Here is an 18,183-nt window from a genome sequence, read left to right as displayed (position 1 = left end):
AACGGCAACTGAAAGGTTGCTCTTTTTCTCGGTCGGAGTCAAAATGCGCAACCAGGAGGTTGCCATCATGACCGATCGCATCGAAAAGACCATCGACCTGGACGCGCCGATCGAGCGGGTCTGGCGCGCCGTCAGCGACCCCAAGGAATTCGGGACCTGGTTCCGGGTTGATCTGGAAGCGCCTTTCGTCGTGGGCCAGGAGGCGCGCGGCAAGATCCTGTATCCGGGCTTCGAGCACATCGTCTGGAAGGCCAAGGTGGTGGCCATCGAGCCGCCGAAACGCCTGGCCTTCACCTGGCATCCCTATGGGGTCGATTCCGACGTCGATTACGACCGGGAAGAGCCGACCCTGGTCGAGTTCCTGCTGGCGCCGAACGGGGCCGGCACGCGACTGACGGTCGTCGAGTCCGGCTTCGACAAGGTGCCCGCCCATCGTCGCGAGGAAGCCTTCCGGATGAACGACGGGGGCTGGACGCAGCAGGTCCAGAACATCAAGGCCCATGTCGAATCCTGAGCCCGTCGCCCGGGATCCGGCCCCGATCTTCGCCGCCCGGATCTTCGCGGCCTTGGGCGACCGCACCCGCCTGGCGCTGCTGGGCAAGCTGGGCGACGGCCAGGCGCGGTCGATCGCCGCTCTCTCCACCGACACCGCCCTGACCCGCCAGGCGATCACCAAGCACCTGCACGTGCTGCAGGACGCCGGCCTAGTGGCCAGCCTCAGGGTCGGCCGCGAAAGCCGCTTCGCCGCGCGGCGGGAGGCGCTGGACGAGGCCCGCGCCTATCTCGACGGCGTGTCGCGGCAGTGGGACGACACGCTGGGGCGGCTCAAGGCGTTTGTGGAAGGCTAGCTACATCGCGTCGTGCGAGACCAGCAGCAGGATCGACAGGTCCTTCTCGGGCCGCCAGTTGGCGCGGCGCATCTCGAATTGGGTGGGGCTGATCTTCTTCACGCCCGAGCCGCAGAAGCTGACCAGGTTCTTGGGCGAGCCCTTGTCGACCACCAGGCGGAAGTCGCCGATCGGCTTCTTCCAGTTGCCGCCGGTGACCAGGACGTAGTCGATCCAGCGGTCGACCCACGGGGCATTGCCGTCCTTGTCGGCCTTGGCGGCGCGGACGACGGTGTCGGTCAGGGCCTTGTCGACGCAGTACTTGTCCTGGATCTCGCCGGCGTATTCGGTGCCGACGCTGGTGGCCACCGTCGCGCCGACCGACGGCCTGTAGGCGTGCTCGACCACGATCGGCCGCCCGGCCGGGAAGGTCTGCAGCCAGTGATAGGTGGTCTTCAGCACCCAGACGCCGCCCTCGTCGGGGTCATAGAGGCCCAGCCGGACGGCCTCGTCGCGCCTGGCCTGGGGCAGGGCGCGCAGGGCTTCGTCGACGCCGCCAAGGTGGACGGCCAGCGGGATGCGGTTGGCGACCAGCCAGGCGGTGCGGTCGACGCCGTCGGTGGCGATGGCCTTCTGCTCGACCTGCGCCTTGACCGGCTTGCCGTCGACCTGGGTCGAGAAGCCCAGGACATTGGCCGGCGCGTCGTCGACCGGGATCGATACGTCGCTCTGGAAGAAGCCGGGCCCGCCGATGTCGGGCATCGGGAAGGCCACGCGGACGGTGACGTCCTTGCCGCTGGTGTTGGCGAACACGTAGCGCACCCGCACCGCCTGCTCGGAGATGTAGAGGTCCTCCGAGCGCATCTCGATGCTGTCGCTCCTGGTCAGCACCAGGCCGCCAGCCGCCAGTTCAGCCGAGGTGTCGTTGGCTGAGGCGGGCGCAGCCGCCAGGACGGTGAGGACGGCGAGCAGGGCGGAAAGGCGGCGCTGGGTCATGCGCCGAGCCATAGCATCGGCTCAGGGCGTGGCGACAGCCTTGACCGGCGCCAGGATCAGTCCTGGACCGCCAGCACGCGGACGCCGCGCGAGCGGCCTTCGGGGTCGGTCCAGTGGAAGGCCTCGCCGGCGGTCAGGCCGATCAGGGCCGCGCCCACCGGGCTGAGCACCGAGATGCGGGCGTCGTCGATGCTGGCGTCGCGCGGCAGGCTGACATGGACGATGCGGGTCTGGTCGTTGGACAGATCCTGGAACGCGACCCGCGAGCCGATGCGGACGAAGGGGCGGGGCGCCTCGCCCGGCTCGACGATCACGGCGCGAGCCATTTCGCCGGCCAGCACGCGGCCGCCGGGCGCGCGCCCAACGGCGGCGTCGGCCAGGTTGGAGAGGATCTCGAAGTCGGCCTCGGTCACATAGACCGCGGGCAGGGCTTGGGTGGATTGGGTTTGGGGGGAAAACATGGTCGTAGAGTCTTTCTGGGTGTGTCTTGAGCCCCGGCCGGCGCTTTCTGAGCGCGGGACCCTGTGAGGGCTCGGCGAACGCGCGCCGTGGGGCGCAGGCGTTTCATGAAGACCGTGAGCTTCGGGGAATGAAGCCGCGTTCCCTGGTCGGGATCGTGCGTGGCCCTAGGGCGACGCTGGCCGTTTCTTACGGCCGATCCGGAAAGGGCATGGCGGGGATTTTCCGTCTGGCTCCAAGCGTCAGGCGCTGAGCGCGAGCTTGGAACCTGGAAGCCTGTGGTCAGGCGTCCGGCGCGATCGGATCGCGCTCGGTGATGGTCAGATAGGGACGCGGGGTTCGGATGTCAAATTTTGGGAGAGAGCGGTGGCGGTGAGAGAGGGATTCGAACCCTCGATAGAGTTTCCCCTATACACGCGTTCCAGGCGTGCGCCTTCAACCACTCGGCCACCTCACCATGCGCACCAGATGCGGAAGGCGGTTGAGGCCCCCGACGCAGGAAGGGGCGCAATATACTCAGGAAGGTTGCGGGAGCAAGCGGCCATACGAGGTGAAACGCGATCGCGAACGCCTTAGGATCGATGGTTCCGCTTCGATCCCCGATTTTCGGCGCCGCTTCAGCCCCAGGACCTTCGCCGGGATCGGCGGATCGCGGACCTTTTCAGGATGGATTCATGACCCCCGAAGCCTTCGACGCCGCCGCCCTGGCCCTGCCGGGCGCGACCATGACCGTCCAGTGGGGCGATGACCAGGTCTACAAGGTGGGCGGCAAGATGTTCGCCGTCCTGGGCGGGGCGGTCGGGCGCAACGGCTTTTCGCTGAAGGCCTCGGACGTGGCGTTCGAGGTGCTGAGCGAGACGGGCCGGGCCACGCCGGCGCCGTATCTGGCCCGCGCCAAGTGGCTGCACTTCGCCGACCTGGCCGCTCAGGACGCCGACGAGGTCGCCGACTGGCTGAAGACCGCGCATGGCCTGATCGCCGCCAAGCTGACTCGGAAGGCGAGGGCGGAGCTGGGGCTGTAGGCCCTCCCCCTGTGGGGGAGGCGATCGCATAGCGATCGGTGGGGGGAGTCTTTGGATCGAGGATCGTGGATCCGGCCATCTGCCGACCACTCCCCCCTCCGTCGGCTTCGCCGACACCTCCCCCACGGGGGGAGGATCTCCCAGCCTAAACCTGCTCGTTGTCCCTGTGTGACAGGTGCGGGCCCATCACCACGGGCTGGCGCTCCAGGATCTGGCGGACCTTGCGCACGGCGGCCGAGGCCGGGCTGCGGCGCTGGCGCCAGAGCAGCAGGGCCATGGCCCCGCCGGTCGCCACCGCGAAGGCGACCGGCCCCAACAGCCAGGCGGCGGCGGCCAGGGCGAAGTAGTAGCCGCGCACCCCGGCGTTGAACGCCGACAGGGCGGGGTTGAGGATCGCGCCGGCCGCCTCGGCGTATTCGTCCAGCACCGCGCGCGGCGACCACATCGGCGTCGCGCCGATGGCGGCCAGGCAGTAGTTCATCTGGCGGATCGCCCAGATGAAGTCGAGCAGGCCGCGGGCCAGGGCGACCAGCACCACGCCCAGCTTGATCTGGAACACCAGGGTCGAGGCCGGGGCCAGCACGGCCAGGCCCTCGATGCTCTTGAGCGCGCTGTCGCCGCCGAACAGCACCCCGGCCGCCGCGGCGATCAGGATCAGGTTGGACGAGGCGAAGAACGAGGCCGAATTGATCGCGTGGCCCAGCAGTTGGCCGTCCAGCAGGGCGATCTCGCGCACAGTCATCTCGGCCATCCACCGGCGGCGGATCACCGTCATGTCGGTGTTGATGACGTTGCGCTCCTTGCCCAGCCGCTTGAGCATCGGTTCGTAGAACAGCCAGCAGAACAGGAAGAAGGCCAGGACGATCAGGTCGATGATCGGCAGGGCCAGGAACTGCTTGGACAGGGCGTGGGAGAGCGAAGCGTGCATGGGGCGAACTTAGGGCCGTAAGGAGAGTCGGTGGAAGGGGGGGCGTCAGTCCTCGAGGATCAGGCTGGTCTTGCCGGTGTCGCGAAGCAGCAGCGAAACGGTCAGGCCCACGGCCATGATCGCCGACACATAGAGGTAGAAGCCGCTTTCCAGGCCCTCGTGCTTGAACCACAGGGCGACATATTCGGCCGTGCCGCCGAACGCGGCGTTGCCGATGGCGTAGGGCAGGGCCACGCCCAGGGCGCGGACATGGGCGGGGAACAGCTCGGCCTTCACCACGGCGCTGATCGCGGTGTAGCCCGACTGCACGAACAGGGCCGCGAAGATCAGGCCGAAGGCGACGGCGGGGCTGGTGGCCTTGGCGGTCAGGCTGAACACCGGCCAGGCGATCAGGCCGCCCACCCCGAAGGCGAAGACCAGCATGGTCTTGCGGCCGACCTTGTCCGAGGCCCAGCCGAACAGCGGCTGGATCAGCATGAAGCCGGCCAGGGTGGCCAGGTTGATCGCCCCGGCCGTGGCCTTGTCGAAGCCGGCGGTGTTGACCAGGAACTTCAGCATGTAGGTGGTGTAGGCGTAGAAGGCCAACGAGCCGGCGGCGGTCAGGCCGATGATCGCCAGGGTCTGCTTGGGATGGCGCGAGACCAGCGGTGCGGCCAGGGCGACATAGGTGGCGACCAGCAGCACGACCGCTCCGGACTGGGCCAGGGCGGCGAACGGCGCCTGGGTGAAGCCCGCGACCATGGCCCCCACCGTCGCCAGCAGCAGGCCGCCCACCCAGGCCACCTGGCGGCGGCTGACCGGATCACGGGGCGCGGCGTTCTGGTGCGAGACGCTTTCCTCGATGCCGGTGCGGATCCAGAACACCACCACGGCCAGGGCCGCGCCGACCAGGAACGGAACGCGCCAGCCCCATTCGGCGAGGTCCTCCTTCGAGAGGCTGTTCTGCAGGATCACCAGCACCAGGGCCGCCACCAGCTGGCCCATGATCAGGGTCACGTACTGGAAGCTGGACCAGAAGCCCCGGCGCTTGCGGCCGGCCATCTCGCTCATATAGGTGGCGCTGGCCCCGTACTCGCCGCCGACCGACAAGCCCTGCAGCAGGCGGGCCAGCAGCAGGACCATCGGCGCGGCGTCGCCGATCGTGGCGTGGCCGGGGCACAGGGCGATGACCAGCGAGCCCACGCACATCAGGCCCACCGCCAGGGTCAGGCCGGCCTTGCGGCCCCTGCGGTCGGCATAGAGCCCCATCAGCCAGGCACCGACGGGGCGTGCCCCGAAGCCGACGGCGAAGATGGCGGCGGTCTGCATCAGCTGGGCGGTCTGGTCGCCCTTGGGGAAGAAGACCTTGGCGAAGTAGATCGAGAAGGCGGCGTAGGCGAACCAGTCGTACCATTCGACCAGGTTGCCGGCCGATCCGCCGAGGATGGCCCGGGTGCGGCGCCAGGCGCTCAGGGGCGCGGCCGCGGCGGTGTCGGTCCTGTCGTCCCCCATGTCGCCCCCTTTTTCGTCGTTGCGAGGGACCTTAGGCGAACAGGGGTCGTGGGGGGAAGGGCATGGGAGGAATGGGTGTGGGCGATCGGGGACACGCGCGGACGCGGGTCCCTGACGAAGCCCGCCGCGTGACTAGATCCTGCCCATCAACACCAGGATGATCAGGATGATCAGGATCAGGCCCAGGCCGCCGGAGGGGTAGTAGCCCCACGAACGGCTGTGACCCCAGGTCGGCAGGGCGCCGATCAGGGCCAGGATCAGGATGATGATGAGGATCGTGCCGAGCATGTCCGCCTCCGTTGCATCCAAACGCCCCGCGCGTCGGGGTTCAGGCGGAGGGAATGCAAGAAGCTCGGCAGAGGTTCCGAAGCGCCGGTCGGGCGGGCCTCACCCGCCCGGACAGTCCTCGGCCTTGCGCAGGCCCACGGCCCACAGGGCGCCGATCACCGCGCCCTTGACGCGGGGCAGCAGTATCAGCGTCAGGGCGGCCAGCGGCAGCACGGTCAGCGGCACCACCAGCACCGGCGACATCTTCCAGATGAACGGGAACAGCAGCAGGGGCGCGACCACCAGGTGGCCGATGATCAGGATCGTGAAGTAGGCCGGGCCGTCGTCGGCCGGATAGCGCGCCAGGTCGTGGCCGCAGACCTCGCAGTCCAGATCGACCTTCAGGTAGCGCGTGTACAGCCGTCCCTCGCCGCAGTTGGGACAGCGGTGGCGGACGCCGCGCTTCATGCCGGTCAGCATGCTGACCGGAGGCGGGCAGGAGGAGGTCTGCTCGTTCATGGACGTCGATATGACTCCGCGACGCGCCCGGCGAAAGAGGGCGCACGGTCGCATGCGCCATTTTGAATCAGATTTCGTTGAGTTAAGCGGCTGTGAATTGAAGAATTCGCTTGAAAGGCGAGCAATAGAAATGTCGCTGTTCAGGCGAGTTAACCACACCTGTTTCCGGACTCTGTGGGTAAGTCGCGGCGCTCCTTGAAAAAACGCCAGGCAAGCGGGGCCGCGCCGCGCGGCAGCTTAACTATATCGAGGTTCGCGGACCTCGGTGATCCGAAGTCCGCAACCCTCGATCCTGCGACTATTTGGCGTCCTTGGCGGTGTTGGTCACGGCGCGGCCGGCGGCCGACACGTCCTGGCCGACGCCGGCGACGGTGTTGCAGGCCGAAACCAGCAGGGCGGCGGCGACAGTGGCGAGGATCACGATCTTGCGCATGGGGAGGTCTCTGACGTTGGAGAAATGGCCTCGGACCTTAGCCTTGGCCCAAGGCTGCGTTCAAGCGCGTCACCACGGCGAAGTCATGGCGCCGCGCGGGCTGCTAGCGCTTTCCCGGCCGATAGTCAGCCCTCACGTGCCCGCGCAGTTCGTCCTCCGTGAACAGCACCGGCTTGGTGCGCATGGCGGCGAACAGCGGGGTCTGGTCGGCATAGTGCGGCGAGCCCGCGTCCAGGGTGGCCGAGCCGAACTGGTGGATGCTGTCGGAATGCACGCGCCCCGCCGCGTCCCAGCGCACGAACATGATGAAGGTGTCGCCGGCGTCGGCGGTCAGGGTTCCATCCTTCTGCGGAATCCCCCAGACCGAGCGATAGGTGTCGGCCCCGCCGTCGATCGGCAGGTCGACCTTGCCGCGGCGGATGCGGTTGACCTGGCCCCATTCCGGATCCAGGCGGCCGAAGTTCGACTTCAGGGTCTTGATCGCGGCCCTCAGGCTGTCGAGCGGGGCGGGCGGCGTGTCGCCATTGTTCTGGGCGACCAGGATCGGCTGGATCGTCAGCGAGGCCAGGGCGGCCGCGCGATTGTGGATGTCGGTGCGCCGGTCCCAGCCGCGCAGGACGGCCTGGGCGGCTTTCAGGTCGGCGTCGGTCCCCGGATCCAGCGCCGTCAGCGCCTTGATCATCGCCGCCTCTGACGCGTGTTCCGAATAGGTGATGTCGAACTTGTAGCGGCGGAAGGCCTCGTCGGTGACCGCGTGGTCGGCGCCGACCAGCTCCTGGATGCGCAGGGCGCGGTTGGTGACGTTGGTCTGCAGACCCTGGCTGGCCGGGAAGTCGCCGGGCTTGAGGTTGTCGGCCGGGTCGCTGGCCAGGAATGGGCTGTTGTTGGAGTTGTAGACGTAACCCGACCTGGGGTTCCACAGCTGGGGCATGGCCTCGACGGGACGGTATCCCTGCCAGATCAGGTCCGAGCGGTCGCCCGGCAGCACGCCGCGCCAGTCGACGCCCTCGCGCCGGTTGGGATACTGGCCGTTGTGCACGAAGCCGATGTTCCCGGCGGCGTCGGCATAGATGTAGTTCAGGCTGGGCAGGGCGTGGGTGGCCAGACCCGCCCGCCATTCGCCGAGGTTCCGCGCCTTGTTCAGCCGCCAGTACTGCAGCGGCTGGCGATACTCGCCCATCCCGGCGTAGCGCAGGGCGAAGAGGCCATGCCTGGTCTCCAGCACCGGGCCGTGGACCGTGCGTAGGGCGCGCCTGGTCACCGGGATGACGATCGGGCCCCACAGCTTGATCTTCAGCTTCACGTCGTGCCGCTGAAAATCGCGCCAGGCGCCGTCCAGCCGGTACTGGTTCTTGTTCTGGGGGTTGATCGTCAGCCGGTAGGCGTCGAACAGGTCGGGCTTGGAGACGGTGTTGGCCCAGCCCAGGTGTTCGTTGTGGCCGTGCAGCATGAACGGCGCGCCGGGGAAGAAGCCGCCGGCCACGTGCCAGCCGTCGCCGCTCTCGACCACGGCCTCGTACCAGGCGACCGGACCGGTATAGGGCTGGTGCGAATTGACCAGCAGGCGGGGCAGGTGGTCGGCGGTGCGCGACGGAGCCAGGGCCAGGCCGTTCGAGCCCTTGGGCGGTTCCCGTTGCGGCGTCTCCGGCGCGTTCAGCCGCTTCAGTTCGCCGTCCAGGCCGTAGAAGAACGGCTGCTTGAACACGAAGCCGGCCAGAACGTCCTTGCCGCTCAGCGGCAGCAGGCCTGGCGTCACCGCCCGCGGGTGGGCGGCGGCGTAGGCGTTGACCCCGTCGGCATAGGCCTCGAGCACGGCGCGCAGGTCGGCCGGGAGTTTGGGATAGCCCGCTTCGACCGTCGGCCAGACGTCCAGCAGGCCGACCAGGTAGTCGGTGACCGCCGCCTTGGGGCCGTCGCGGCGGGCCAGGGTCCCGCGCGTGGCCAGCACCACCGACTGGATGGTGGCGAAGTCGTCCTCGGACTGGGCGTAGGCCAAGCCGAACGCCGCGTCGGCGTCATGCTTGCCCAGGATGTGCGGCACGCCCCATTCGTCGCGGCGGACGCGGACGTCGTAGGCGTTCGCTCGGGCGATCAGGGCCGGGAGGTCGGGCTTGGGCGGCCGGGCGGCGAGGTCCAGTCCGACCAGGGCCAGCACGGCGACCAGCGCCAAGCACAGGGCGGCCAACAGGCTCCGCAGGATCCACCGCATGACGCTCCGCCCCTATCCCTCGTTTGAGGCGATGATGGGCGCGGCGCTTGTCTGGGGATAGGGGGACGTTGGGGAAAGGCGAGGCTTGGCCGGAAACGGCGAGCCGCGGCGCGACATCAGCCTTCGTCGCCGCCCCCGCCGGTCGAGCGCAGGGGGCCGTCGACGACGCCGAAATCGCGCGAGCGCATCTTGCCGTCGGCCGGTTGCACGCCCTCGGCGTCGAGGCCGCGCTTGAGCAGTTCGCGCACGGCCGCGGCGCGGCTGGGCATGCGACGCGCGAAGCGCCAGTCGTCCAACGCGGCGAGTTCTTCCTGCGTGAGCATGATCTGCAGGCGTTCGGGTCGGGTCAGGTCGTTCATCGGGTCTCGGCCCGCGGGGAAGGGGGCGGCTCTCCTTTTGTCCGGTGGAGCTAACGCGTGAGCGTCGCCATCGGGTTCCATCGACACGCCAAAAACCGAACTTGGCTCAGAATACGCCACTTACTCATTAGGCGCGATAGGCGGCATACTCTAAGCATACTTCAGATGATTAAAGGATGATATTTAAGTCAATGGTTAGTTGATCTCCCTAGCGTTGCTGTTTTTGCGGTTTATGTGATTTTTATAATAGAGTTTGGTTTTCCTGTAAAACAAATCTGTCGCATCTTTGTTTGGTTTGTGCTTAATTGGCGGTGACGGAATATCCTGCCGCCTTACGGAAAGCCCGCGAGCCATGGACGTCGAGCGCCGAGACTTCGGTGATGCGGCCGTTCGCCATGTCGGGTCTGACGACCGGCTCAGCGAAGCCCAGCATCGCATCGCCAACAACCTGGCCCTGATCGCGGGCTATACGCGCCTGCAGGCCGCCCGGCTGGACAAGGCCGGCCAGCCGCTGTCGGCCCGCGAGGCCTGCATCGCCCTGGAGGAGGTGGCCGCCCGGATCGAGACCGTCGGCGAGCTGCACCGTCTGCTGTCGGGCGCGCCGGGCGAGGGCGACGCCGGCGTCGACCTGGGGCGGTTCCTGGCCAAGCTGTGCGCCAGCCTGATGGAGACCGTCAGCTTCGCCGGCGACACCGTCATCACCCACCGGGACTTCGGCGGCTGCCTGGTGCGGCCCGACCAGGCCACGCCGGTCGCCCTGATCGTCAGCGAGCTGGTGACCAACGCCCTGAAATACGCCCATCCCAGCGGCGTGGCCGGCCGGATTCTGGTGTCGTGCCGGTCCACGGGCGGTCGCCTGGTGGTCGAGGTGACCGACGACGGCGTGGGGCTCAGCGAGGACTTCGACCCGCACCGCGGGGGCGGCCTGGGCTTTCGCGTGGTGCGCGGCCTGGCCCGCCAGCTGGGCGCGACCCTGGTCTATGAGTCGAAAGGCCTGGGCCTGACCGTGCGGCTGACCCTGGACGGCGACGGCGAGCACCGGGTCATCCCGCTGTGGCCGGGCCGGGATTGAGCGATCGCGGCCTAGGGTTTTACCCGATGGCGGCGAAGCGGTGGACGTGCAACCTGGGCGGGCTTGCGGACGTCGAGGTATCCTCCCCCCGATCCCTTCGTCGCACCGGGCCGTCTCCTTCCGACGGGCGGTCCGACCGCAGGCCGAGAGCCGGCCGGGGTGTCCCGACGCACGAATTCGGCCGGCTCTCCCCCAATCCAGAGGACCTTACTGTCAGGGCATCGTCTTGGCTCCCGACGCCGGCGCGTCCGGCGCTTCCTCGACGGGCATGTCCAGGTCGCCCAGGCCGGCGGCCTTGATGGCGTCGCGCAGCTTGGTGACCGGCTCGCCCGTACCGGTGGTGAAGGTCAGGGCGCCGGGCGCGGCGCGGTTTTCGGCCAGGTTGCTAAAGGCCGGTCCGCCGGGCGCGTCGGGGTTCAGGGCGATGGCGTAGGTCTTGCCCGGCAGGGTCGTGCACAGCAGCACGAAGGTCTTGTCGTCGTTCAGCAGGCGGGGGGTCTTCAGGCAGTCCAGCTTGTCGCCGCCCGCGCCGAGGCCGTAGGCGAAGTCGCGCGGCGTCATCTGCTGGTCGAACACCACCTTCAGCACCAGGACCCCCGGGGCGATCGCCTGGCCCTCGGCCGGCCAGGTGGCGACCACCTTGGGCTTCTGGGTCGGCGGCATGACCGTGACGGGCGAGACCGGCGTCGGCGGCTCGGCCGGCGGCTTGGTGGCCTGGGCCAGCGCCGGCCCGACCGCGAGGCAGAGGGGCAGGGCCAGGCCGAGCAGCGGGGCGAGGAGGAGAGCGCGCATGGTCCTCAAGGTGTGGTCGAAGCGCGGCGTTCTCAAGGCGCCGCTTGAGGCAAAGGCTCCTAGCGGGTCATCCAGGGCTTGCTCTTGCTGCTGGACGCGGCGGCGGCGGCCTGCTCGCGCTGGAACCGGCCGCCCCGCGGCGGCTGCGGCTTGGCGGCCAGGGCGGCCTTCTTCAGGCGCAGGGCGCGCTGGATCGGGGTCTCGCCCGGGATCTCGGGGTGGTCGTCGGTCTGGTCGGTCATGGGCGGCTTCTAGCACGATTGCCGCCGACGCGTCCCGGCTCGCTCGCCGGCCGTCCGGGGGCCGTTGTCATGAGCGCGGGTTTGCCTCAACCTCCGGTCAAGCCGCGAGGTCGGCGCGCGAGGGAGGTCGTCATGGGTCTGGTCCTGAACCGGCGGCAGGTGCTGGCCGCCGGTGCGCTGCTGGCGCCCGCAGCGTCGAGCCTGGCCGTCGCGGCCGAGCTTCAGGGCGAGGTCGTCGCCCTGTGGCCGGGCGTCGCACCGGGCGGCGAGGAGGTGAAGGCGACCGAGCGGCGCGTGCCCTACAACTGGCCGGACGGCCGCGTCGACTACAGCATCGAGGGCGTCACCCGTCCGACCCTGACCCTCTATCGTCCCGCCGGCCCCGCGCCGCCGAAGGCCGCGGTGTTGGTGCTTCCCGGCGGGGGTTTCAACAAGGTGGTGATCGACAAGGAGGGCCACGACGTCGCCCGCTGGCTGGCGGGGCAGGGGATCGCGGCGGGCGTGCTGCTGTATCGCTTGCCGGTCGACCGCTGGCCGGCCGGCGTCGATGCGCCGCTCCAGGACGCCCAACGCGGCCTGAGGCTGTTGAAAGACAAGGTCGGCGCGCCCCTGACCGGCGCCCTGGGCTTTTCGGCCGGCGCGACCCTGGCGGCCGCCTTGGCCTCGCGCGGCGCCGCGCCGCTCTACCCGCCCGTCGACGCCCTGGACGCCCAGCCGGCCCTGCCCGATTTCATCGGCCTAGGCTATGCCTGGCTGACCACGCCCAAGCCCAGGGGACCGGCAGGGACGCCGTTCCACGGCTTCACCGTCCCGACCAGGGCCTTCATCTTCCACGCCGTGGACGATCCCAAGGCGGTGATCGCCAACGCCCGCGACGGCGCGGCGGCGATCCGCGCGGCGGGCGGCCAGGCCGAGTTGCACGAATATCCGACCGGCGGCCACGGCTTCGCCCTGCGTTCGCCCCCCGGCGCGCCGGAAGCGGCCTGGGCGGGACAGTTCCTGGCCTGGCTGGACCGCCTGGATCGCTAGGCGCCTTATCCCGGGCGCGGTCCTGGCGCCACGGCCACGCTTGGGGCATCGTCGCGCCGTGGGCGACTCGGCGATCAACGGCAAGACCTGGAACGAGGCCGAGCAGGACCTGGTGGTCGGCGACTATCTGGTCATGCTCGACAAGGCGATGACCGGCCGCGCCTACGACCCGGCCAACCACCAGCGCGCCCTGCGCTTCGTCACCAACCGCTCGGGCGGGGCGATCACCTTCCTGCAGGGCGAGATCTCGGCGGTGCTGACCCTGGTCGGCCTCCCCACCCTGAAGGACCATCCGCCGCGCTGGGACTTCGGCGACGGCCTGGTCGAGGCGGTCGACCGCTGCCTGAGCGCTCGGCCTGGCGTCCTCAAGGACCTGGCCCAGCCGCCGGTCCTGCTGGGCCGCGCCGCCGCCCCGGTCCTGGCCGAGGGCGCCCCGTCGCGGGCCCCGCACGCTCCGGCCAGCCCGCGCGCCGAACGCCTGGTCGCCAAGTTCGACCCTGCCGTCCGCGACCAGGAGGCCCGCATGCTGGCCCGGATCGGCGTCGCCGCCGCCCTGGTCCACGAGCAGCGCCGGCTGGAGGACCGCGGTCGCGCCGACCTGGCCGTCCAGGTCCGCCTGGCTCAGCCTCCCGCCGACGAGGGCTGCGACCTGGTCAGCTTCAGCCGCACCGGCGCGCCCCGCCGCATCGTGGTCAAGACCACCACCGGTGGGCCGGCGACGCCGTTCCGCCTGGCCCCGGCTGAGGAGGCCCTGCGCGCGGCCCAGCCGGAGGCCTTCGTCGTCCACCGCCTCTATGACGTGGCGCGCGAGGCCCGGGTGTTTCGGGTGCGTGGGGCGCGAGACGAGGCGGTCTCCGCCTAGGGAACCTCGTCCAGCGCCCAGGGCGCGAACGCCGGGCGGGCCTTCAGGCGCGCATAGTAGGCCTGGACCGCCGGCAGGTTCGCCCGGTCCATCGGCGTCCTGATCCAGCGGTGCACCGAGACGCCCAGCACCACGTCGGCCAGGGTGAAGTCGTGGCCGGCGGCGTGGGCGCCCGTCTCCGCCAGGCGCTGGTCGAGGATGGCCATGGCCGCGTTCCAGGCCGCGACGCTGGCGGCGATCCTGGCCGGGTCGTCATAGCCGGGCGTCGGCCGGCCCAGGGCCAGGAAGGCGTAGCCCCAGGTCGGGTTGAGGTCGGTGGCCTGCCAGTCCATCCACTGCTCGACCCCGGCGCGCGGTCGCGGCTCGACCGGCAGCAGGTGGCCGTGGCCATAGCGGGCGGCCAGGTAGCGGCAGATGGTGTTGCTCTCGTAGAGCGCGCCCTGCTCGTCGATCAGCACCGGCACCAGGCCGTTAGGGTTGAGGGCCAGGAACTCGGGACTGCGGGTCGAGGCGAAGCCCGCGCCCCAGTCCTCGCGCTCATAGGCCAGGCCCAGTTCGTCCAGCGTCCACAATACTTTGCGGACGTTCAGGGAGGAGGTGCGGCCGAGAATCTTGAGCATGGAGGCGAACTATTCGGCCGCTTCGATACGGGCGTCGCGAGCGCCGGGGCGCCGCCACTTCGACCAGGCGCCGGGCGCCAGGGTCTTGCTGACCCGCAGGAACTCGATGCCGACGATCTGACCGTCTTCGGTATAATCGAGCACCACGCCGGGCGCGACCTCGGCGGCTTCGTGCGGCCTGGCGTCGGACAGGGGAATATAGGCCGCGTCGGCTTCCGGATCGTAGGTGGGTTCACGACGCATCGGGCGGTCTCGCATTCCGGTCGGGGAAAACCGACAGGATGCGAATATGGTCCTCTTCCTCCACGCACGCCACCCTGACATGGCGCGTCGATCCCGGCGGGCGGCCGAAGCGGCGCTCGACCATGGGATCGCTCGGATCCGCTTCGGTCCAGTCGGGGCGATGGACGATGGCTTCGACAGCGTCGCGCGTCAGGCCGTACAGCGGCATTCGCTCGAAGATCGCGTGGTGGGTGAAGCGCACCGGTTTCATGGCGACTAGCGCTATGGGTGGTGGCGTAGGTCGTCAAACACGGTTTGCGTGTTTTCTACGCCTGCGTTCCCACATACGCCGCCGCCACCGCCTCGGCGACCTTGATGCCGTCGACCGCCGCCGAGAGGATGCCGCCGGCGTAGCCCGCGCCTTCGCCGGCCGGGAACAGGCCCGCGACGTTCAGGCTCTGGAAGTCCTTGCCGCGGGTGATGCGGATCGGCGAGGAGGTGCGGGTCTCAACGCCGGTCAGCAGCACGTCGGGATGGTCATAGCCGGCGATCTGGCGGCCGAACACCGGCAGGGCCTCGCGCATGGCCTCGATGGCGAAGGCCGGCAGGCATTGCGCCAGGTCGGTCATCCTGATCCCGGGCTTGTACGAGGGCTGCACCTCGCCCAGCGCTTCCGACGGCCGGCCGGCCAGGAAGTCGCCGACCTTCTGGGCCGGGGCGGCGTAGGTCGAGCCGCCGGCCACATAGGCCAGGCTTTCCCACTTGCGCTGGAACTCGATGCCGGCCAGCGGGTGTCCGGGATAGTCGCGCTCGGGATCGATGCCGACCACGAAGCCGGAATTGGCGTTGCGCTCGTTGCGCGAATACTGGCTCATGCCGTTGGTGACCACCCGGTTCGGCTCCGACGTCGCCGCCACCACCGTGCCGCCCGGGCACATGCAGAAGCTGTAGACCGTGCGGCCGTTGGCGCAGTGGTGGGCCAGGCTGTAGTCGGCCGCGCCCAGGTCCGGGTGGCCGGCGCAGGTCCCGAAGCGGGCCTTGTCCATCCACGACTGCGGATGCTCGATCCGCACCCCGATCGAGAACGGCTTGGCCTCGATGTGGACGCCCCGGTCGTGCAGCACCTGGAAGGTGTCGCGGGCGCTGTGGCCGACGGCCAGCACCACCTGGTCGGCCTCCAGATAGTCGCCGGTCGACAGATGCAGGCCCTTCAGCCTCCGCGAGCCGTCGGCGGCGGTCTCGATGTCGAAGTCGTCGACCCGGTGTTGCCAGCGGTACTCACCGCCCAGGGCCTCGATGGTCTCGCGCATACTCTCGACCATGGTCACCAGGCGGAAGGTGCCGATGTGCGGGTGAGCCTCGGTCAGGATCTCCTCGGGCGCGCCGGCCTTGACGAACTCCTCCAGCACCTTGCGGCCCAGGTGGCGGGGGTCCTTGATCTGGCTGTAGAGCTTGCCGTCCGAGAAGGTGCCCGCCCCGCCCTCGCCGAACTGGACGTTGGACTCCGGGTTCAGCTCGCCGCGCCGCCACAGGCCCCAGGTGTCCTTGGTCCGCTCGCGCACCGCCTTGCCCCGGTCCAGGATGATCGGCTTGAAGCCCATCTGGGCCAGGATCAGCCCGGCGAACAGGCCGCAGGGCCCGGCGCCGATCACGACGGGGCGGGGACCTGTGAAGTCCTTCGGGGCCTGGGCGACCAGGCGATAGTCGGTGTCGGGCTTCACCCGCACCTGGCTGTCGCGCTCGAACCGCGCCAGCACGGCGGCCTCGTCGCGCAGGGCGACGTCGACCGTATAGACCATCAGGATCGCGGCCTTCTTCCGCGCGTCATGGGCGCGGCGGACGATCGCGTGGCTGAGGAGGTCGTGCTCGGGGATGCCCAAGCGGTTGCAGATCGCGGGAGTTAGGTCTTCAGGCGAATGGCCGAGGGGAAGCTTCAGGTCGGAGAGGCGGAGCATAGATGTTCATCTAGCGACTAGGCTGCTCGGGCGCCACGAATTGCTATTCGTCGGCGCGAGCGGTTGGACCTGGCACCTGCCTGCAAAACCCCAATGACAGTTTAGCCTTTTGGTTTTTCCGATTTTGCGCCGCTTTGGTTAGTCGGCGCGAGGCTTGATCGAACTCGAGCCACGGCAGTCTCGTTTTTTTCCGCGTATTGCCGGGCGTTTTCAAACGCGTTGTGAAGCCACCCGGTTGACGCTTGTCTTTGCGGTTGTGACATTTTGTACCTTCCACCCGGAGACGAGCGCAAAGTGTAGACTCGCGAATCGCCGATTGGAACAGGGGCGCACATCACAATGTGTGAGGAAAAATGGCGTTAGAGTCGTCAAAAGCGGAGTTGGTGATTGGTATTGCTGCTCGCATAGGAGTTGACACAAAACTTGTAGTTTCTGCGATTCGAAAAATATTGCGCGAGTATAATTACGAGTCGGTAGAGGTTAAGGCGACAGCTGCAATTCTTGAGATTGATAAGTTTTCCACTATAGAAACATCGAAAACAAAGGAAAAGTATCATAATTTGATAGATGCATGTGACAAAATAAGGGAAGCGACTGGCGAAAATGATATTATGGCGAAGTTCGCGATATCAAAAATAGTCGGCGAACGTGCGGCAAGGGGGGATGGCACTCCTTTTGCGAGAGTTGCTTATATTGTAAATCAACTTAAGCGACCCGAAGAGGGTGATTTGCTCAGGTCGCTATATGGCGAACACTATGTGCAGATCGGTTGTCATGCTCGCTATGGAGTCCGTGCTGGGCGACTGGCGCAGTTGATATCAAATGACAACCCTAGGCGGCCGAAGGGGGCGGACTGGAGCATCGACGCGCGCGATTTGATGCGAAAGGACGAGGTGGAAGAGGAAAATAAGTGGGGGCAGCGGCTGCGTGACGTGTTTCCATCGTCTGATGTCATCGTTGAGGCGGAAAGTGAAAAGGAAATACTATCGTCTATCGATAGATTTTTAAGAGCAGTGTTTGGGGATCCGAGAGTCACTCCTACGCCACAAGAGTATGGGATGCAGTTAGCAAGGACCGCGTCTCTTAGGTCCTCTGATCTTTCTCGGCAGGTGGGAGCTGCAATCTTGAATCAGTGGCACGAGGTTCAAGCTTTAGGTTGTAATGAGGTGCCCAGGGCGGGTGGTGGAACTTATTGGGAGGGAGATGTAGGTGACCAGCGCGAATTTCAATTAGGCAAAGATAGTAACGACGAGAGGAAGCGGGAGGTATTAAGGGATATTGTCGAAAGGTTGCGCGAGGTCGGAGTTATTAGGTCCGATGTAAACGATCAATCTGTAATTGACGACATGATATTTAGTAGATCAGATAAGATAATATCTGACTCTCAACTTATGGATTCATTGGAATATGGTAGGACTATTCATGCTGAGATGAATGCAATAACAGATGCGGCTCGGGGTGGTCATTCCGTGCGGGGTTGTGTTCTGTACTGCAACACTTTTCCATGTCATAACTGCGCAAAACATATTGTCGCGAGTGGAATTTCTAGAGTCGTATATAATATGCCTTACCCAAAAAGCTATGCCGAGGATCTATTTTCGGACTCAGTTTGTGTTGATCCTGACGAACCCGCTCCTGGAAAGGTAACGTTCACGCCATTTATTGGAATCGCAGGGCCGATGTTCGGGCGTGTTTTCGAAAAGCGAAAATGGAAATCGTCCGACGGGACGGTTCCGAGGTTTAGCAAGTTTAACGCTAATTTTGTTCGTCGAACACCTGCTCCAGCCTATACAGAAGCTGAGGTTATAATCTTGCAAGCATTGCAAGCTGATTTGCAAAGAGCAGGGTTCTCAGTAGTAAGGCCCGTTGGATCTTAGGT

22 protein-coding genes and 1 tRNA gene are annotated in these 18,183 nt (G+C 67.3%); 7 read left to right on the top strand and 16 right to left on the bottom strand.

Translation table 11 applies throughout. The annotated features are described in order from the left end of the window. Positions 1-67: 67 nt before the first annotated feature. Both ACSQ2G_RS04460 and ACSQ2G_RS04455 read left to right on the top strand, forming a co-directional pair. Entirely contained in the window at positions 68-514 is a 447-nt protein-coding gene (locus ACSQ2G_RS04460; RefSeq protein WP_436028595.1) for an SRPBCC family protein, read from the top strand. Further along, positions 501-848, top strand: coding sequence for an ArsR/SmtB family transcription factor (locus tag ACSQ2G_RS04455; protein ID WP_436028593.1), 348 nt, complete (start codon positions 501-503; stop codon positions 846-848). The genes ACSQ2G_RS04460 and ACSQ2G_RS04455 overlap by 14 nt, the downstream gene beginning before the upstream one ends. On the opposite strand, the gene ACSQ2G_RS04450 is transcribed toward ACSQ2G_RS04455, so the two are convergent. From ACSQ2G_RS04450 to ACSQ2G_RS04440, 3 genes are all read right to left on the bottom strand, one after another. After that, complete coding sequence (locus ACSQ2G_RS04450; protein WP_436028591.1) at positions 849-1,823, bottom strand: DUF4424 domain-containing protein; 975 nt, start codon at positions 1,821-1,823, stop codon at positions 849-851. Positions 1,824-1,879: 56 nt separating this feature from the next. Beyond that, entirely contained in the window at positions 1,880-2,284 is a 405-nt protein-coding gene (locus ACSQ2G_RS04445) for a GreA/GreB family elongation factor (RefSeq protein WP_436028590.1), read from the bottom strand. 365 nt (positions 2,285-2,649) lie between these two features. After that, positions 2,650-2,739 (bottom strand) — tRNA-Ser (locus ACSQ2G_RS04440). 217 nt (positions 2,740-2,956) lie between these two features. Here ACSQ2G_RS04440 and ACSQ2G_RS04435 point away from each other — a divergent pair. Further along, entirely contained in the window at positions 2,957-3,304 is a 348-nt protein-coding gene (locus ACSQ2G_RS04435) for an MmcQ/YjbR family DNA-binding protein (RefSeq protein WP_436028588.1), read from the top strand. Between the two features lie 145 nt (positions 3,305-3,449). On the opposite strand, the gene ACSQ2G_RS04430 is transcribed toward ACSQ2G_RS04435, so the two are convergent. The 7 genes from ACSQ2G_RS04430 to ACSQ2G_RS04400 all read right to left on the bottom strand — a co-directional run bounded on the left by ACSQ2G_RS04430 (position 3,450) and on the right by ACSQ2G_RS04400 (position 9,510). Continuing rightward, the gene (locus ACSQ2G_RS04430; protein WP_436028586.1) at positions 3,450-4,232 is read right to left on the bottom strand and encodes a DUF599 domain-containing protein; all 783 of its coding nucleotides are present in this window, start codon (positions 4,230-4,232) and stop codon (positions 3,450-3,452) included. 45 nt (positions 4,233-4,277) lie between these two features. Then, positions 4,278-5,723 (bottom strand): MFS transporter, encoded by a 1,446-nt coding sequence (locus tag ACSQ2G_RS04425; RefSeq protein WP_436028584.1) that lies wholly within the window; start codon positions 5,721-5,723, stop codon positions 4,278-4,280. 132 nt (positions 5,724-5,855) lie between these two features. Continuing rightward, positions 5,856-6,011 carry a DUF3309 family protein gene (locus ACSQ2G_RS04420; RefSeq protein WP_081684590.1) on the bottom strand — a complete coding sequence of 52 codons (156 nt, stop codon included), beginning with the start codon at positions 6,009-6,011 and terminating at the stop codon, positions 5,856-5,858. Positions 6,012-6,110: 99 nt separating this feature from the next. Further along, a complete protein-coding gene (locus ACSQ2G_RS04415; RefSeq protein WP_436028581.1) occupies positions 6,111-6,509 on the bottom strand; it encodes a DUF983 domain-containing protein in 399 nt (132 codons plus the stop codon). A gap of 298 nt (positions 6,510-6,807) precedes the next feature. After that, positions 6,808-6,942: an entericidin A/B family lipoprotein gene (locus tag ACSQ2G_RS04410; protein WP_028041479.1), complete on the bottom strand. Its 135-nt coding sequence runs from the start codon at positions 6,940-6,942 to the stop codon at positions 6,808-6,810. A 103-nt stretch (positions 6,943-7,045) separates the two neighbouring features. Continuing rightward, complete coding sequence (locus ACSQ2G_RS04405) at positions 7,046-9,151, bottom strand: acylase (RefSeq protein WP_436028579.1); 2,106 nt, start codon at positions 9,149-9,151, stop codon at positions 7,046-7,048. A 116-nt stretch (positions 9,152-9,267) separates the two neighbouring features. Then, complete coding sequence (locus ACSQ2G_RS04400; protein WP_436028578.1) at positions 9,268-9,510, bottom strand: hypothetical protein; 243 nt, start codon at positions 9,508-9,510, stop codon at positions 9,268-9,270. 352 nt (positions 9,511-9,862) lie between these two features. Between ACSQ2G_RS04400 and ACSQ2G_RS04395 the strand changes: the two genes are divergently transcribed. Further along, positions 9,863-10,582 (top strand): sensor histidine kinase, encoded by a 720-nt coding sequence (locus tag ACSQ2G_RS04395; RefSeq protein WP_436028576.1) that lies wholly within the window; start codon positions 9,863-9,865, stop codon positions 10,580-10,582. A gap of 213 nt (positions 10,583-10,795) precedes the next feature. Here the strand turns inward: ACSQ2G_RS04395 and ACSQ2G_RS04390 are convergent, their stop codons facing one another. Continuing rightward, positions 10,796-11,374 carry a hypothetical protein gene (locus ACSQ2G_RS04390; protein ID WP_436028574.1) on the bottom strand — a complete coding sequence of 193 codons (579 nt, stop codon included), beginning with the start codon at positions 11,372-11,374 and terminating at the stop codon, positions 10,796-10,798. 59 nt (positions 11,375-11,433) lie between these two features. Next, positions 11,434-11,616 (bottom strand): hypothetical protein, encoded by a 183-nt coding sequence (locus ACSQ2G_RS04385; protein WP_028041484.1) that lies wholly within the window; start codon positions 11,614-11,616, stop codon positions 11,434-11,436. 132 nt (positions 11,617-11,748) lie between these two features. Between ACSQ2G_RS04385 and ACSQ2G_RS04380 the strand changes: the two genes are divergently transcribed. Continuing rightward, positions 11,749-12,645: an alpha/beta hydrolase gene (locus ACSQ2G_RS04380; protein ID WP_436028573.1), complete on the top strand. Its 897-nt coding sequence runs from the start codon at positions 11,749-11,751 to the stop codon at positions 12,643-12,645. Between the two features lie 40 nt (positions 12,646-12,685). Further along, positions 12,686-13,507: a hypothetical protein gene (locus ACSQ2G_RS04375; protein WP_436028572.1), complete on the top strand. Its 822-nt coding sequence runs from the start codon at positions 12,686-12,688 to the stop codon at positions 13,505-13,507. Here the strand turns inward: ACSQ2G_RS04375 and ACSQ2G_RS04370 are convergent. The 4 genes from ACSQ2G_RS04370 to ACSQ2G_RS04355 are packed head-to-tail and all read right to left on the bottom strand — an operon-like array spanning position 13,504 to position 16,304. Then, positions 13,504-14,127: a glutathione S-transferase family protein gene (locus tag ACSQ2G_RS04370; protein ID WP_436028571.1), complete on the bottom strand. Its 624-nt coding sequence runs from the start codon at positions 14,125-14,127 to the stop codon at positions 13,504-13,506. The genes ACSQ2G_RS04375 and ACSQ2G_RS04370 overlap by 4 nt on opposite strands. A gap of 9 nt (positions 14,128-14,136) precedes the next feature. Next, positions 14,137-14,370, bottom strand: coding sequence for a DUF2283 domain-containing protein (locus ACSQ2G_RS04365; RefSeq protein WP_436028569.1), 234 nt, complete (start codon positions 14,368-14,370; stop codon positions 14,137-14,139). Beyond that, positions 14,360-14,620 carry a hypothetical protein gene (locus tag ACSQ2G_RS04360; protein WP_436028567.1) on the bottom strand — a complete coding sequence of 87 codons (261 nt, stop codon included), beginning with the start codon at positions 14,618-14,620 and terminating at the stop codon, positions 14,360-14,362. The genes ACSQ2G_RS04365 and ACSQ2G_RS04360 overlap by 11 nt, the downstream gene beginning before the upstream one ends. Positions 14,621-14,675: 55 nt before the next feature. Beyond that, on the bottom strand, positions 14,676-16,304 hold the full coding sequence (locus tag ACSQ2G_RS04355) for an NAD(P)/FAD-dependent oxidoreductase (protein WP_436028566.1): 1,629 nt from the start codon (positions 16,302-16,304) through the stop codon (positions 14,676-14,678). Positions 16,305-16,657: 353 nt separating this feature from the next. Between ACSQ2G_RS04355 and ACSQ2G_RS04350 the strand changes: the two genes are divergently transcribed. Then, complete coding sequence (locus ACSQ2G_RS04350; protein WP_436028564.1) at positions 16,658-18,181, top strand: anti-phage dCTP deaminase; 1,524 nt, start codon at positions 16,658-16,660, stop codon at positions 18,179-18,181. The last annotated feature ends 2 nt before the right edge of the window (positions 18,182-18,183 follow it).

The sequence above is a fragment of the Caulobacter sp. LjRoot300 genome (assembly GCF_964253875.1).
Taxonomy (GTDB): domain Bacteria; phylum Pseudomonadota; class Alphaproteobacteria; order Caulobacterales; family Caulobacteraceae; genus Caulobacter.
The sequence above is the reverse complement of the archived record's forward strand: the minus strand, read 5'-3'. Positions and strand labels throughout refer to the sequence as shown.